General features: G+C 64.7%; 14 protein-coding genes. 12 read left to right on the top strand and 2 right to left on the bottom strand.

Annotation, left to right across the window (positions count from 1 at the left end):
• Positions 1 to 95: 95 nt before the first annotated feature.
• A complete protein-coding gene (locus ABD104_RS10725) occupies positions 96 to 1,865 on the bottom strand; it encodes an ABC transporter ATP-binding protein (RefSeq protein WP_343927492.1) in 1,770 nt (589 codons plus the stop codon).
• Positions 1,866 to 2,136: 271 nt separating this feature from the next.
• Here ABD104_RS10725 and ABD104_RS10720 point away from each other — a divergent pair, with 271 nt between their 5' ends.
• Both ABD104_RS10720 and ABD104_RS10715 read left to right on the top strand, forming a co-directional pair.
• On the top strand, positions 2,137 to 2,526 hold the full coding sequence (locus tag ABD104_RS10720; RefSeq protein ID WP_343927491.1) for a 2Fe-2S iron-sulfur cluster binding domain-containing protein: 390 nt from the start codon (positions 2,137 to 2,139) through the stop codon (positions 2,524 to 2,526).
• Between the two features lie 13 nt (positions 2,527 to 2,539).
• Positions 2,540 to 3,484: a catechol 2,3-dioxygenase gene (locus ABD104_RS10715; protein WP_343927490.1), complete on the top strand. Its 945-nt coding sequence runs from the start codon at positions 2,540 to 2,542 to the stop codon at positions 3,482 to 3,484.
• 167 nt (positions 3,485 to 3,651) lie between these two features.
• Here the strand turns inward: ABD104_RS10715 and ABD104_RS10710 are convergent, their stop codons facing one another.
• Positions 3,652 to 3,918: an accessory factor UbiK family protein gene (locus tag ABD104_RS10710; RefSeq protein ID WP_343927489.1), complete on the bottom strand. Its 267-nt coding sequence runs from the start codon at positions 3,916 to 3,918 to the stop codon at positions 3,652 to 3,654.
• Positions 3,919 to 4,187: 269 nt separating this feature from the next.
• On the opposite strand from ABD104_RS10710, the gene ABD104_RS10705 reads away from it, so the two are divergent.
• The 10 genes from ABD104_RS10705 (at position 4,188) to ABD104_RS10660 (ending at position 14,173) form a co-directional block, all read left to right on the top strand.
• Positions 4,188 to 4,910 (top strand): TorF family putative porin, encoded by a 723-nt coding sequence (locus ABD104_RS10705; RefSeq protein WP_343927488.1) that lies wholly within the window; start codon positions 4,188 to 4,190, stop codon positions 4,908 to 4,910.
• Between the two features lie 74 nt (positions 4,911 to 4,984).
• Positions 4,985 to 5,323, top strand: coding sequence for a P-II family nitrogen regulator (gene glnK, locus ABD104_RS10700; protein WP_343927487.1), 339 nt, complete (start codon positions 4,985 to 4,987; stop codon positions 5,321 to 5,323).
• A 24-nt stretch (positions 5,324 to 5,347) separates the two neighbouring features.
• Entirely contained in the window at positions 5,348 to 6,673 is a 1,326-nt protein-coding gene (amt, locus tag ABD104_RS10695) for an ammonium transporter (protein ID WP_425543328.1), read from the top strand.
• 367 nt (positions 6,674 to 7,040) lie between these two features.
• Positions 7,041 to 8,111, top strand: a complete 1,071-nt coding sequence (locus ABD104_RS10690; RefSeq protein WP_343927486.1) for a DUF4351 domain-containing protein — start codon at positions 7,041 to 7,043, stop codon at positions 8,109 to 8,111.
• A gap of 390 nt (positions 8,112 to 8,501) precedes the next feature.
• Positions 8,502 to 9,284, top strand: coding sequence for a GntR family transcriptional regulator (locus ABD104_RS10685; RefSeq protein ID WP_343927485.1), 783 nt, complete (start codon positions 8,502 to 8,504; stop codon positions 9,282 to 9,284).
• A 151-nt stretch (positions 9,285 to 9,435) separates the two neighbouring features.
• The gene (locus ABD104_RS10680) at positions 9,436 to 10,611 is read left to right on the top strand and encodes an ABC transporter substrate-binding protein (RefSeq protein ID WP_343927484.1); all 1,176 of its coding nucleotides are present in this window, start codon (positions 9,436 to 9,438) and stop codon (positions 10,609 to 10,611) included.
• Between the two features lie 248 nt (positions 10,612 to 10,859).
• Complete coding sequence (locus ABD104_RS10675; protein WP_343927483.1) at positions 10,860 to 11,720, top strand: branched-chain amino acid ABC transporter permease; 861 nt, start codon at positions 10,860 to 10,862, stop codon at positions 11,718 to 11,720.
• The gene (locus tag ABD104_RS10670) at positions 11,720 to 12,712 is read left to right on the top strand and encodes a branched-chain amino acid ABC transporter permease (RefSeq protein WP_343927482.1); all 993 of its coding nucleotides are present in this window, start codon (positions 11,720 to 11,722) and stop codon (positions 12,710 to 12,712) included. The genes ABD104_RS10675 and ABD104_RS10670 overlap by 1 nt, the downstream gene beginning before the upstream one ends.
• On the top strand, positions 12,709 to 13,473 hold the full coding sequence (locus ABD104_RS10665; RefSeq protein ID WP_087838126.1) for an ABC transporter ATP-binding protein: 765 nt from the start codon (positions 12,709 to 12,711) through the stop codon (positions 13,471 to 13,473). Before ABD104_RS10670 ends, ABD104_RS10665 begins: the two co-directional genes overlap by 4 nt.
• On the top strand, positions 13,466 to 14,173 hold the full coding sequence (locus ABD104_RS10660) for an ABC transporter ATP-binding protein (RefSeq protein ID WP_087838125.1): 708 nt from the start codon (positions 13,466 to 13,468) through the stop codon (positions 14,171 to 14,173). The genes ABD104_RS10665 and ABD104_RS10660 overlap by 8 nt, the downstream gene beginning before the upstream one ends.
• Positions 14,174 to 14,196: the final 23 nt, after the last annotated feature.

Below are 14,196 nucleotides of genomic sequence, written 5' to 3'. Positions count from 1 at the left end.
CACATGGAGCCGAGCCGCCGCCCGCTTTTTCTCTTGCGGCGAACGAACGCAACCGTTTCCAGCCCACGCCGCGCCAGCGGGGGGCCTGGAACGGGTCAGCGAGATCGCCTTGCCAGCACCTCTTCCCGCGGCCCGGCGTCAATCACTTTGCCGGCCTCCATCACCACAATGGTGTCGAAACGTTCGAGCAAACCGGGCCGATGCACCGACGCCACGATGCAGGCCGAGGGGAAGGCCGCGACCATGCGGTCGAATACCCGGCCCTCGGACTGCGGGTCGAGCGCGCTGGTCGGTTCGTCGAGCAGCAGCAAGGAACTGCCCTGCGCCGCCAGGGCGCCCCGGGACAACGCCAGGCGCTGCCGCTGGCCGCCGGAGAGGTTGCCGCCGCGTTCATTGAGGGCGCTGGCCAGGCCGTCGGGAAGCCGCTGCAATACCTCGTCGAACACGCCCGCGTGCACGGCGGACTGCACCGCCGCCAGGGCGGCGGGTTCGCCGAAGGTGAGGTTTTCCTCCACACTGGCTTCGAATACTTCGGCTTCCTGGGGAATCAGCGTGGCAAGGGTGCGCAGTTCGGTCCAGGCAACCGCCGCGCCGTCTCGCAATAGCTCGCCCTGCTGCGGCGCGTAGAGGCCGGCGAGCAGGCGCAGCAGGGTGCTCTTGCCGCCGCCGCTGGGACCGATGAGCGCCACGCGCGCGCCGCGCCGCAGTTGCAGGTCGATGCCATGCAGCCCTCCGCGCGCGTCGTCGGCGTATTGCCAGACGGCGCCGCGCAGCTCCAGCGTTTGCCAGGGCGCATCGGGCACGACGGCGGGAACCGTCGCGTCGGGATCGCCGGGGGCCTCCCAGATCGGCTCGGCGCTGCCGTAGTCCGTGTGCATGCGGGCGAAGCTCTGGAAGTTCGTGGCCATGGCGCCGACCACGGTGGCCGCCTGCTGGGCGTACTGATAGATCATGAAGACCGTGCCCAGCATCACCGCCTGGCCGGGCTGGCGCGATTGCAGCACATAGACCACCACCAGAATCCAGGTGAGTCCCATGCCGAGTATGTCCACGGTGAACCATTTGCCTTCGGTGACCAGGACCGCGCGGCGCAGCGGCGCCATCACCGCTTCCATGCGGCGGCCGAGCACCTTGCGCGAGGCGGCTTGCAGCCGCAGGCCGATCACGGTGCCGGCGTTGCCGACGAAGTCGAGCAGCGCGGCGGCGTAGCGGCGTTCCGCGTCGTTCTCGGCGCGGGCCAGCTGCATCAGCGCGCGATCGAAGCGCAGGATGATCAGCGCGATGATGACGTAGCCGGTGATCGCGATGGCGCCGCTGGTACGCGACAGCAGTGCCAGCGCCACGAGCGGCCCGACGAAATTGAAAGCGCTTTGCAGGTAGCCGAACTGGTTCTGGGCGAAATCCGACAGCGCGCGGCTGGATTGCATGACGCGGTGCTGGAGTTCACCCGAATGCCTGCCGTCGCGCCAGGCCAGCGGCGCCGCGGCGATGCGGCCATAAAGCTGGTCGGCCAGCCGCTCGCGCACCCGGACGCCCACGTTGCGTTCCAGCACCCGGCCCGGGCCGTGCAGCAGCCAGGACAGCAGGTAGACGCCGACGAGGTAGACGATCCAGCGGCCGGCGGTAGCCATGTCCCCTTGCTGCAGGGCGTTGATGGCGTGGGACGCCAGCCAGGGCATGGTGAGCCGGAGCAGTTGCGCGGCCGACAGCAGGCCGGCGGCGCCGAGCAGGTAGGCCCGGACGCCGGCCGCGTGGCGCCAGAGGGCGCGGTAGAGGTCGCGGGCGGCGGTGCCCAGGCCGATGGATGAACTGGAAGGGGAACCGGATTTTGTCACGTAGGCAGGCAATCTATTGAAGGCCGTCATTTTCATCGTCATCTTAGCCGGGAACGCAATGAGCAGCTGCAGAGGAACGAGCCGGACGGCATCCGGAACATGGGCGAACGGCTCCGCATGACTCGAATGGAATTTAGGGAGCTGCCAAGCAAGCTCCGTCCGCATCCCGTCGCCCTTTCTTTGTGGCAGCCACAGTGCTGGCGGGCGCGCCTTGCGATGCGCCGGTGGAGCTTCTATCAGCGGGTCCAAAGGGTGTACAAGAACAGAATTCCTGTTCATTGATCGAGGGACGGAGCGCCTGGTGCCACAAGACCTGGTGAAGCAGCATGAGGTTCATATCGCCAATTGCGGCGAATCGTATCCCTGCCGGGAAGACCAGACCTTGCTGGCGGGCATGGAGGCGCTCGGACGGAAGGGCATTCCGATTGGGTGTCGTGGCGGTGGTTGCGGCATCTGCAAAGTGCATGTTCGGTCGGGGGAATACCGAGCCGGCAAGATGAGCCGGGCCTGTGTCAGCGAGGAGGAGCAGGCGCGTCGGATCGCGCTCGCATGCAGGACCTATCCGCGGAGCGACGTCGTGCTCGAAGCGGTGGGAGCGGCGACCCGGCGCTTGGCACAGCAGGCCGAAGAAGATTTGGACGGAGAGACGTGCGAGGACCGATCGCCGTCCTCCAACGAATATCGTGTGTGAAAAGGAGACACATATGGCAATCACTGGGGTACTGAGGCCCGGGCACGTCAGCATACGCGTGCTCGAACTGGAGCCGGCGGTAAAGCACTACGTGGATACGATAGGTTTGCAGGAGATGGCGCGCGACACCGCTGCCGACGGCAGCCCGCGCGTGTTTCTGAAGGGCTGGGACGAGTCCGATCACCACAGCGTGGTGCTGCGCGAGGCCGACGAGTCGGGCATGGACTACATGGGCTGGAAGGTCGATTCGGAGGCGACGCTGGAGAAGCTGTCGGCCGACGTGCAGGCCAGCGGCCTGGCCACCGGGATGGGCTGGATCGAGGCCGGCGAGCATCCCAAGACCGGCAAGCGCTTTCGCTTCACCATTCCGACGGGGCACGTGATGGAACTGTATGCCCATCGCGAAGTGACCGGGTGCGCCACCGGCTACGAGAACCCGGACCCTTGGCCCGACGGCCTGAAGGGCATGGCGCCCCGCTCCTTCGATCACTGTCTGCTGTACGGGGACGACCTGGACGGCACGTACCAGCTGTTCACCGACGTGCTGGGCTTCGGCCTTTCAGAAAAGGTGGTGGCCGATGGCGGCAAGCTGATGATAGGCGTGTTCCTGAGCTGCTCGAACAAGGCGCACGACGTGGCCTTCATCCGCCAGCCGGTCAAGAACAAGCTGCACCACGTCTCGTTCCTGCTGGACAACTGGGGCGAGGTGCTCAAGGCGGCGGACATCATTTCCAAGCGGCGGGTGTCGCTGGACATCGGGCCGACGCGGCACGGCATCACACGGGGCGAGACGGTGTATTTCTTCGATCCCAGCGGCAACCGCAACGAGGTGTTCGCGGGCGGGTATACCTGGTACCCGGATCGTCCGGTAATTACCTGGACGGATGACCAGCTCGGCACGGGGATTTTCTATCACGACCGCAAGCTCAATGATAAATTCCTGAGCGTGTTTACCTGAAGCAAACCAGATCTGCGGCCCCGCGCGTTCTGCCGAAGAGTCAGATGGCCGGTGCGCCGGCCATATCGCGAATGCGCCGGCGGCCGGTGTCGTAACCGCTAGTCTGGGCGCTTCTCCTGCACCGCGCTTTGTTCATGATGGGAATGCCCCGCAACGGGGCATTCCCATCAACTTTGCGACGATCGATTCTCTAGCGCGATCACCCGCGCCTCCAACGCCTGTACCTGCGCTTCCAGCGCATCCACCTTCGCGCGCGTGCGCGCCAGCAGTTCGGCCTGGATATCGAATTCCTCGCGCGTGATCAGGTCGAGCCGGGTGAAGGTCTGGCCCAGGAAACCCTTGACGTTGCGTTCGATGTCGGCCGCCGGGCTGCGGGCGATCAGGTCGGAGATGTTCTTTTGCAGGTCTTCGAACCAGTCGTTGCGGTTGATCATGTTCTGTTTCCTCAAATACGGGCTGCCGGTTTCTAGTGTAGTCCGGCTGCAGCAAAAGCGTATGCGCCGCCTATTGGTGCGAGCTTTTCCTCGTCGTATCCAACGTGCACCAAATCGGTTCGACAGGGGTCCTGGATTGGTGCATTCCATGGGGAAAGCAAGTTGGCACGGGAAATGCTCAGTAACAGCGTCGGACCCGGACGTTTGTTTTCGCCAGCTGCGCCACCCACGCACTGGATGGCAGATCAACCCGTTTAACGGAACCCATCATGAAGAAGACCTTGCTTGCAACTGCTCTGGCCTTGTGTGCAACGTCGGCCGCTGTCGCGGCCGATCCCGAACCCGACTACACCTTTACGGGCAACGCGGGCCTGTTCAGCGACTACCGGTTCCGCGGTTTCAGCCAGACCAATCTCAAGCCGGCTTTCCAGGGCGGTTTCGATTTCGCCCACAAGTCCGGCCTCTACCTGGGCAACTGGAACTCCAATGTCGATAGCGACCTGTTCAGCGGTGGCAATCTCGAAATGGATTTCTACGGCGGCTACAAGTTCTCGTATGAAGACTTCAACTTCGACGTGGGCGGCCTGTACTACTACTACCCGGGTTCCAAGCTGAACGGCAGCACCATCGATAATTTCGAGCTGTACGGCGCCGTGGGCTGGGGGCCCTTCACCTTGAAGTATTCGCACGGCATGACCGATTTCTTCGGCGCGCCGGATAGCAAGAACAACTACTACCTGGACCTGGGGGCCGCTTTCGATCTGGGCAACGGCTGGGGCGCCAATGCGCACGTCGGCTACCAGAAGCTGAAGAACGACGCCACCGGCCTGGACCACTACGTCGACTACAAGGCCGGCGTGACCAAGGACCTGGACGGCTGGCTGCTGGGCCTGTCGCTGGTGACGACCAGCAAGAAGGACTGGATTATTACCAACAAGGGCAAGAATGCCGGCCGCTTCGGCGCCGTGCTGGGCCTGAGCAAAGCGTTCTGACCCCGGAGACGGCTTCGCGCCGTCCACCGGTCCACCGGTCAGCCATTTCGATTCGTCAACATATGGGGTTCGTCATGAAACTCATCACTGCAATCATCAAGCCGTTCAAGCTTGACGAGGTACGCGAAGCCCTCTCCGGCATCGGGGTCCAGGGCATTACCGTTACCGAAATCAAAGGCTTCGGCCGACAGAAAGGCCATACTGAACTCTATCGCGGCGCCGAATACGTGGTCGACTTCCTGCCCAAGGTCAAGGTGGAGATCGCGCTGGAGGACGACCTGGTCGACAGCGCCATCGAAGCCATCGAAAACTCGGCGCGCACCGGCAAGATCGGCGATGGCAAGGTTTTCGTCTTCCCGCTGGAACAGGTCATCCGTATTCGTACCGGCGAAACCGGCAAGGACGCCCTCTGATAGGACGATTCAAAAATGAAAACAATGCATTCTTCTTTATTCAAGGCACTCGGGGCGGGACTGGCGCTGGTGCTGGCTTTGTTTGCCGGTCCGGCGCTGGCGGAGGAAGCTCCGGCACTGGTGGGCGCTGACGTCGCCTGGCTGAGCACGTCCACCATCCTCGTCCTGCTGATGGTCGTTCCCGGCCTGGCCCTGTTCTATGGCGGCCTGGTCCGTAGCAAGAACATGCTATCGGTGTTGATGCAGGTCCTGGTCGTATTCTCGTTGATCGTGGTCCTGTGGTTCATCTACGGCTACTCGCTGGCTTTCACCGATGGCAATGCTTTCTTCGGTGGTCTCGATCGCCTGTTCCTCAAAGGCCTGTTCGATGCCGAAACCGGGGCGTTCCCGCTGTCCGGCACCGTGCCCGAGATGAGCTTCGCCGCCTTCCAGGCTACGTTCGCCGGCATCACGTGCGCGCTGATCGTCGGCGCTTTCGCCGAACGCGCCCGTTTCTCGGCCGTGCTGCTGTTCATGGTGCTGTGGTTCACTTTCGCCTACGTTCCCATCGCCCACATGGTGTGGTTCGGCGGCGAAACCCAGGGCTTCCTGTTCGCCCGCGGCGCGCTGGACTTCGCCGGCGGCACGGTGGTGCACATCAATGCCGGCGTGGCCGGACTGGTCGGCGCCTACGTGATCGGCAAGCGCATCGGCTTCGGCAAGGAAGCGCTGTCGCCCCATAGCCTGCCGATGACCATGATCGGCGCTTCGCTGCTGTGGGTGGGCTGGTTCGGCTTCAACGCCGGCTCGGCCCTGACCGCCGGCAACGTCGCCGCGCTGGCCTTCATGAACACCTTGATCGCCACCGCTGGCGCCGTTCTGGCGTGGGTCTTCACGGAATGGGCCGTCAAGGGCCGTCCCTCCATGCTCGGCGGCGCCTCCGGCGCGGTGGCCGGCCTGGTGGGCGTGACCCCGGCGGCGGGCGTGGTCGGTCCCGTCGGCGCCCTGGTCATCGGTATTGCCGCCGGCGTGATCTGCGTCTGGGGCGTCAATGGCCTGAAGCGCATGCTCAAGGCGGACGACTCGCTCGACGTGTTCGGCGTCCATGGCGTGGGCGGCATCGTCGGCGCGTTGCTGACCGGCATCTTCAATGCCAAGGTCCTGGGCGGCCCAGGCGTGGACGGCGTGACCATCATGGGACAGCTGTGGGTGCAGATCGAAGCCGTGGTCATCACCATCGTCTGGACCACCATCGTCTCCCTGATCGCCTACAAGATCGCCGATGCCTTGCTCGGACTGCGCGTGCCCGAAGAGGAAGAGCGCGAAGGCCTGGACATCACGACTCATGGGGAAAGTGCCTATCATTCGTAGGCCGCCTGCGCGCTGATGCGCGCGCCTGGAAGGGTGGCTCCACCCCCCGAGAGGGGTGGGCCCGCCTTGGGGCGGCAGGGTGCCGTCCCGAATGCCCTGGTCATGGGGCGCGGATCCTGCCCGCTAGAAACCACCAGCGCGTCGGCATGGTGAACGAGGCAATCGTTCTCGCATACGGATTGTCTTGAAGATGTTGCGGTAGTTGGCTGGAACAACTATGGCAATTGGGACAACGAGTGGTGGTGGGATGCGGGCTTGTTAGGCCAGGGAACGTGCGAGGCACATCGAGCCGTGCGTAGTTCCCGGTCTGGCGGCGCTGGCGAAGCCTGCCCAGAATGGCGCCTTCCGCATTCGGACGCCGCCTTTCATGCCCGACGACCCACCTTACGCCGCCGCTGAGAACGATCGTGCAAGTGATCCGCCAGCGGCCGTCGTGGACGACCACGACAGTCCCTGGAAAGAAGCCCTCGACCTGTATCTGCTGCCGGCCCTGGCCCTGCTCGCGCCCGACCTGCATGCGCGGATCGACGGGACGGTGCCGGCGCAGTTCCTGGACAAAGAGCTGCAAGCCCTCGTTCCGCAGGGCAAGCGGGGCCGGCGCTTCGTGGACAAGCTGGCGCGGCTGCGGCTGAGTTCCGGCGCCGATGCCTGGCTGCTGATCCACGTGGAAGTCGAACGGCGTGCGCCGGGCGTCAAGGCCCGGCGGGTATTCGCCTGGCGGATGGCGGAATACCGCCATCGGATTCAAGTCAGCGAGATGCGCCGGCACGGCGCCGAACTGCCGCCGCCGCTGTACAGCCTGGGCATGCTGCTCGAAGGCCGGGGGGTGGGCGACCGTCTGGTCCATACCGACGAATACCTGGGCCAGGGAGTCCACTTCACCTTCCCCGTCGTAGAATTGGAAGGGTGGCGGGACCGCTGGGAAGTACTGGAAACCCTGGCCCCCACGAACCCCTTTGCCGTTATCATCATGGCACAGCTGCAGGCCAACCGGCACCGGGACAAGCGCACGCGGCTGGGCCCCAAGCTCGCGCTGGTCCGGAAGCTGCGGCTTTACGGCTACGATCGGGTCCTGGCGGGCCGGATCTACCGGTTGATCGATTGGCTGATTGCCTTGCCCGAGGATATGGAGCCTGAATTCTTGCAGGCGGTGGCGAACTTGTCGGAGGAAAAGAAAATGGCGTTTGTTTCTACGGCCGAGAAGTGGGGCATCAAGAAAGGGATGCAGCAGGGATTGGAACAAGGCTTGCAGGCAGGTCGTTCGGAGGGACGCGTGGAAGGGCAGGCCGACCTGCTGCTGCGTCAGATCCAGCGGCGTTTCGGCCCGGTGGACACGAGCATCGTGCAGCGCATCCGCACTGCCAAAGCGGCCGAACTGGAAACATGGGCGCTGAACGTGCTCGACGCCCCTGGCTTGGACGAGGTCTTCCGCGCCTGATGCTTCGGCCTCGGGCCGGATTTCGTTTCTGGATCGTGTTGACCAGTGTTCATGCTCGAGGAATCGATCTGCGCTGGTCCTCGTAGCGGCGGCCAGTGGGCATGACCAGGATACGGACCCGACCAGGTCGTGCACGCCGTGCGCATGATCGAACAAAAGATGGACAACTTTAACGTGTGTCATCGCGGTGCCCCGAGTTTTCCCTAGGGGGACTACAAAGTTCTTGTTCTTCCCCGATGTCTCTGTATACAGTCTGTATCCAATAAAACAGTCACGGCTGTCCATGGAGACGATGATTTCCCCCTGGTGTTTCTTCGGCGCCGGCGGCGCCCCGCGTAGCCGGATGTCCTGTTCGCGGCCGTCCTGCCGCGTATTGGGCAGAGGGCGGCGATGAACGAGCGTGTTGCGGTTGCGGGGCGGCCCGAGGGCAAGGTCCGGTCGGGCGGGGCGCAGACGACCGCCGCGGAACTCGGGCTGCGTGAACTGATACTTTCCGGCGAGCTGACTCCCGGTGCCCGCTTGTCCGAGCCCAGCGTGGCCGACCGGCTGGGCATTTCGCGCACGCCCATCCGCGCCGCGATGGCGCGGCTGGAAGATGAAGGGTTGCTGGAGCTGATTCCCTCCGGCGGCTATGCGGTCAAGGCTTTCACCGAAGTGGAGATCCGCGATTCCATCGAGGTGCGCGGCACCATGGAAGGTTTGGCCGCGCGCATGGCGGCCGAGCGCGGCGTGTCGGCAACCGACCTCGACGCGATGCGCGACTGCCTCGCCGATATCGACAAGGCGCTCACGCGGCGCGACAAGGGCGTGGCCGATTTGTCGCGCTATATCGAATTGAATCGCCGCTTCCATCAGATGCTGCACTATCTGCCCGGCAGTGCCGTGCTGGAACGCCAGATCGCGCGCGCCACCAATCTGCCCTTCGCTTCCCCCAATGGGTTTCTGCATGCGCAGGCGGACGATGAAGAAGCCTGGCTGAGCCTGATCGTCGCGCAGGACCAGCATTGGATGGTGCTGGCCGCGATCGAGAACCGCGAAGGGGCGCGCGCCGAAGCGATCATGCGCGAACATGCGCGCATCGCTTTCCGCAACATGCAGGCGGTCTTGCGCAATCAGCATGCTTTCGAACAGATCCCGGGCGCGCGCCTGATACGCCGGCGCGTACCGCGATAACTTCCCGTGCTTGCGGATTACCCGGGGACAGCCGTTTTTGCCGTTTTCCGATGATTGCAACCTGATACGCTATGCCGCTTTTCAGGGGCCGCGATGGAGTGGCCGCTGGTTTTCAACGACGTCATTTCTGGTGATTTAGCAAGGAGACATCATGAACAACAAACGCAGCCTGCTCAAGGTCGCCGCGGCACTGATGCTGGCCGGCGCCGGCGCCATGCCTGTCCATGCGCAGGACGTGGTCAAGATCGGCCTGATCCTTCCCATGACGGGTCCGTTCGCCTCCACCGGCCGCCAGATCGAAGCGGCGGTGCGCCTGTACATGGCCGAGCATGGCGTCACCGTAGCCGGCAAGAAGATCGAGCTGATCGTCAAGGACGACGCCAACGTCGCCGACACCACCAAGCGCCTGGCGCAGGAGCTGGTGGTCAACGACCGGGTCGCCGTGCTGGCGGGCTTCGGCCTGACGCCGCTGGCGCTGTCGACCACGCCCATCGCCACCCGCGCCAAGATTCCCATGGTCGTGATGGCCGCCGCGACCGCGATGATTACCGAACAGTCGCCCTACGTCGTGCGTTCCGGCTTTACGCTGCCGCAGGCCACCCTGGGAATCGCCCAGTGGGCGCCCAAGAACGGCATCAAGAAGGTCGTGACCCTGGTCGCGGATTATGGCCCCGGCATCGATGCCCAGAATTCGTTCAAGAAGGTCTTTTCCGCCAACGGCGGCGAAGTAACGCAGGAATTGCGCGTGCCGGTGAACAACCCCGATTTCGCGCCCTTCCTGCAGCGCGTGAGCGATGCCAAGCCGGACGCCGTGTTCGTGTTCGTTCCGTCGGGCATGGGTTCGGTGGTCATGAAGCAATTCGCCGAGCGCGGCCTGGCCAAGGCCGGCATCAAGATGATCGGCACCGGCGACGTGGTCGACGACGATCTGTTGAACGACATGGGCAATGCGGCGCTGGGCGTGGTGACGTCCATGCACTATTCCGCCGCGCTGGACAACCCGGCCAACAAGTCGTACGTGGCCGGGATCGCCAAGGCCAACAAGGGCATGCGTCCGAACTTCCACAGCGTCGGCGGCTATGACGGCATGCACCTGATCTACCAGGCGATCGAAGCCACCAAGGGCGACACCAACGGCGATAAGCTGCTGGCCGCCATGAAGGGCCAGAAGTGGGACAGCCCGCGCGGACCGGTCATGCTGGATCCGCAGACGCGCGAGATGGTGCAGAACGTCTACATCACCAAAGTGGAGCGCGTGAACGGCGGTCTCTATAACGTCCCCTTCGACAAGATCGAAGCCGTCAAAGACCCCGCAAAGGTGAAGTAACCCCTATGCGCTGATGCGCCCCGGCATAGTGAACCCCCGGCCGCCGCGCGGCCGCCCCAAAGGGGCCGGGGCCCGCCTTGGGGCGGCCCGGCGCCGGGCCCCGCGGGGGGCACTGGCGGACCGGCAAAGCCGGATCCGCTGTGCCCTGGAGTACTACCGGGCTGGCCGGGGGTGGCGTTCTTTGGTGACGCCATGCGGGCCTTGGGTGTCGCTGTGTCTTGACCACGGTTTGAAATTGCGGTGGCTTCATGCTGACTATTCTGTTCGACGGCATTGCCTACGGCATGCTGCTCTTCGTGCTGGCCTGCGGGTTGGCCGTGACGCTGGGGTTGATGAACTTCATCAATCTGGCGCACGGGGCGTTCGCGATGGTGGGCGGTTATGTGACCGTGCTGGCCATGCAGCGCCTGGATGTGCCTTTCCTGCTTTGCCTGCCGCTGGCCTTCGTCGTGTCGGCGGTGCTGGGAGCGGTCCTGGAGCGCACGCTGTACAAGCGGGTGTACGGGCAGTCGCACCTGAACCAGGTATTGTTCTCGATCGGGCTGACCTTCATGGCCATGGCCACGGTCGATTACTTCATGGGATCGCAGCAGCAGCTGCTGCATCTGCCGGAGTGGCTGAACGGCCGTTCCGTGATCGCCGGCGTCGGCATCGGGCACTACCGGCTGTTCGTGATCGTGATCTGCGTGGCGCTGGTGATCGGGCTGCAACTGATCCTGAGCAAGACCCGGTTCGGCAGCCGCCTGCGGGCGGCGGTGGATGACCCGCGCGCCGCGAGCGGGCTGGGCATCAATATCAACCTGGTGTTCCTGTCGACCTTCGCCTTCGGTTCCGGCCTGGCCGGCCTTGGCGGCGCATTGGGCGCCGACCTGCTCGGCATGGATCCGACCTTCCCGATCAAGTACATGATTTATTTTCTGATCGTGGTGGCGGTGGGCGGCACGTCTTCCCTCATCGGGCCGTTGCTGGCTTCGCTGCTGCTGGGCGTGGCCGACGTCGCCGGCAAGTACTATATCCCTACCGTGGGGGCATTCATCATCTATTGCGTCATGATCATCATGCTGATGTGGCGCCCGCAAGGCCTGTTCGCCCGGGCGGGGAGCAAGTAATGGAAACCACGATCGCCTCCGATTCGCTGCGCGCCGTGGGCGCGCGCTGGTCCCGCATCCGGTGGTTCGAAATCGTCTTCTGGGTGGCCGCTATCGGCGCCGCCTTCGTATTGCCCAGAGGTTTCCTGCTGCTCAACGAACTGGCGATCCTGGCCTTGTTCGCGGTTTCGCTCGACCTGATCCTCGGCTACGCCGGCATCGTGTCGCTGGGCCATGCCGCCTTCTTCGGCCTGGGCGCCTATTGCGCGGCGTTGCTGGCCAAATACTTCGGCATCGATCCCATTCTGGGGCTGGCCGTTTCGGCAGCCGTGAGCGCGCTGCTCGGGCTGGTGACCAGCGTGCTGGTGATGCGAGGCTCCGACCTGACCCGCCTGATGGTGACGCTGGGGGTCGCGTTGATCCTGTACGAAATCGCGAACAAGATGGGGTGGCTGACGGGCGGCGCGGACGGCCTGACGGGGGTGACCATGGTGCCCCTGTTCGGCACCTTCGAGTTCGACCTGTTCGGCCGCACTGCCTATACCTACTCGATCATCGTGGTGGCGATATTGTTCTTCATCGCCCGGGCCATCGTGCATTCGCCGTTCGGCATGTCGCTGCAGGTGGTGCGCCAGAATCCGCTGCGCGCCGCGGCCATGGGCGTGGCCGTGAACCGCCGCCGCGCCGCCGTCTACACGCTGGCGGCTGCCTATGCGGGCGTGGCCGGCGCGCTGCTGGCGCAGACCACCGGCTTCGCCTCGCTGGACGTGCTGGCCTTCCACCGGTCGGCCGACGTGATGCTGATGCTGGTGATCGGTGGCGCCGGCTACCTGTACGGCGGCATCATCGGCGCGGTCATCTTCAAGTTCATGCAGGACTGGCTGTCGGGCATCACGCCTCAATACTGGCAATTCTGGATCGGCCTGCTGCTGGTCGTCATCGTGGTCGTCGGCCACGAGAAGCTGGTGCGTCCCTGGACCTGGTTCCGCCGTGGCCATGGAGGCAAGCAATGACCACCGTACTGCAGACCTTCAACCTGACCAAGCGCTTCGGCGGGCTGGTCGCCACCAACGACGTGTCGATCAAGGTCGAGCGCGGCGCTCGCCAGGCGCTGATCGGCCCCAACGGCGCGGGCAAGACCACGCTGATCAACCTGCTGACCGGCGTGTTGTCCGCCACTTCCGGCCGTATCGAGCTGGAAGGCGAAGACGTCACGCGCCTGCCGGTGCACGCGCGCGCACGCCGCGGCCTGGTACGCACCTTCCAGATCAACCAGCTGTTCGCCGAAATGACGCCCGCGGAATCGCTGGCGGTGGCCATCTCCGAACGCGAAGGCAAGGGCTGGCGCTGCCTGCGCCCGCTGGGCAAGCGCGGCGAGATCATGGACGAGTGCGCGGCCCTGATGGAGCAGTGCAACCTGCTCGACGTGAAAGACCGCAAGACGGCGGTGCTGCCCTACGGCAAGCAGCGCCTGCTGGAGATCGCGCTGGCGCTGGCCGCCAAGCCGCGCGTGCTGCTGCTGGACGAACCCGTGGCCGGCGTGCCCGACGGCGAGCGCCGCGAGATCCTCAACACGGTCGGCGCCCTGCCCGAGGACGTGACCATCCTGCTGATCGAACACGACATGGACCTGGTATTTTCCTTCGCCAACCGCATCTCGGTACTGGTCAACGGCGGCTTGTTCGTCGAAGGCACCAATGCCGAGATCGCCCGCGACCCGCGCGTGAAGGCGGTGTACCTGGGCGAAGAAGTGGTGGAGGGCTACCATGACTGAGCTGCTCAAGCTGGAAGGCATCGTCGCCGGCTACGGCGAAGCCAAGGTCCTGATGGGCATAGACCTGAGCCTGGGCGAAGGCCAGGCGCTGGCCTTGCTGGGCCGCAACGGCACCGGCAAGACCACGCTGATCAATACCATCGTCGGTCACACGCGGCGCTTCGCCGGCCGCCTGCACCTGGGGGGCCGGGACATCACCGGGCTGCGTCCGGACCAGCGTGCGCTGGCGGGCATCGGCTGGGTGCCGCAGGAGCGCAACATCTTCAAGTCGCTGACCGTCGAGGAAAACCTGACCGCCGTGGCCGTGCCCGGACCGTGGAACCTCAAGCGCATCTACGAGATGTTCCCGCGCCTGCAGGAACGCAAGGCCAACATGGGCAACCAGCTCTCGGGCGGCGAGCAGCAGATGCTGGCCATCGGCCGCGCGCTGATGCTGAACCCGCGCGTGCTGCTGCTGGACGAGCCGCTGGAAGGGCTCGCGCCCATCATCGTGCAGGAACTGATGAGCGCCCTGCAGCGGATCATCCGCGACGAGGGGATGTCGGTGATCCTGGTCGAGCAGAACGCCCGCAAGGCGCTCAGCATTACCGACTCCGCCATCGTGCTGGAACGCGGCAGCGTGGTGCACGCCAGCTCCGCGCAGGCCTTGCTGGCCGATGGCGCGACGCTGGACGGATTGCTGGGCGTGGCCAAGCATTAGGATGTGGCGAAAGCCGGAAGTCC

This window comes from Pigmentiphaga daeguensis, assembly GCF_039523035.1.
In the GTDB taxonomy this organism is placed as follows: domain Bacteria; phylum Pseudomonadota; class Gammaproteobacteria; order Burkholderiales; family Burkholderiaceae_B; genus Pigmentiphaga; species Pigmentiphaga daeguensis.
Note: the sequence above shows the minus strand (reverse complement) of the source record. Positions and strands in the feature narration are given on the sequence as shown.